At 67.3% G+C, this 1,194-nt stretch carries 1 protein-coding gene; it reads left to right on the top strand.

Annotation, left to right across the window (positions count from 1 at the left end; all coding sequences use genetic code 11):
* Window positions 1-708 precede the first annotated feature (708 nt).
* On the top strand, window positions 709-1,194 hold a 486-nt coding region (locus AB5287_RS10015; protein ID WP_368221180.1), incomplete at its 3' end, for a bifunctional DNA primase/polymerase.

Here is a 1,194-nt window from a genome sequence, read left to right as displayed (position 1 = left end):
GCCTCAGACACCACGACGCGCCGAAGCCCCCGACGGTGGAGAGAGGTGGATGTCATGCCCTCCGCGAGCCGACGCGAGCGCTGGTACACCAGCGACAGGCGGTACCGGCTGCCCTCCGACTGGGGGCGGCGCAAGGCCGCCGTCCGAGCACGCGCACGCGGCAGATGCCAGGCCGCCAGCCACGCCCCCGGATGCAACGGGGTGGGTACGGAGTGCGACCACATCGTCGCCGGCGACGACCACGACCTCGACAACCTTCCATGGCTGTCGCACGAATGCCACAAAGCCAAGACCGAGCGGGAGAACGCCGAACGCAACCGGCGGCGCAAGCTCATGAGACTGCATCCGAGCGAAAGACAACCCGGACTGCTAGACTGGACGCCACGCCGGGTGGGAGGGGACTCCCCGGCGACACCGGTATAACCGCCGGATAGCACCTCCGGTTGTGCATGCGCCTGAAATCCCCGTTTTTCCTCCTGCGTCGTTTTCCGCCGGTCTTGTCCCGTTCGCCCCTCCCGTGGCCGTTTCCTCGGCTCGCTGGGGCCTTCCACGTTCGCGCGACGCTTTCCTCGCCGTCCGTCTTTCACCTCTTCAAGCCATGTCACGTTATGAATAAAACGTTGGAATATGGCCGTTATATTGTTTTTTAAGCGATGTCACGATATAGTGGATTGTGTGAACGGGACATGCGAATACTGTGGAAGCGCGATGGATGCGGCAGGACGCGGCAGGCCGCGCCGCTACTGCTCCGACCGCTGCCGCACCGCCGCCATGCGCGAGCGGCGGGCCGGGCGCAACGCGATACCGTACGAGATGACGCACGCCGACCGGTGGCTGCGCTGGAAGCGCGTCACACGCGGCGACGGCACCACCAAGCGGCCCATCACCATCGCGGGCCGTCCCGCGTCCAGCACCGACCCGGCCACATGGTGCGCATGGTGGGACGCGCTCGGCTCCACAGCGGGCGACGGACTCGGATTCGCACTCGGCGGCGGGTTCGCGTGCATCGACCTCGACCACTGCTACGACAGGCGCAACCACCTGACGGACTGGGCCAAAATGCTCCTCGCCCCCGTGGAAGGCAGAACCTACATCGAGACCAGCCCCTCCGGCGACGGGCTGCACATCTGGGGACGCTGCGCGCCCCGCGCCGGCGTCAGGGCGCGCGGGCTCGTCACCGCAGAGGCGTACAGC

This window comes from Bifidobacterium sp. RTP21102st3_E2_RTP21102_210122 (assembly GCF_040916945.1).
In the GTDB taxonomy this organism is placed as follows: domain Bacteria; phylum Actinomycetota; class Actinomycetes; order Actinomycetales; family Bifidobacteriaceae; genus Bifidobacterium; species Bifidobacterium longum.
This window is presented reverse-complemented; position numbering and strand designations above follow the sequence as displayed.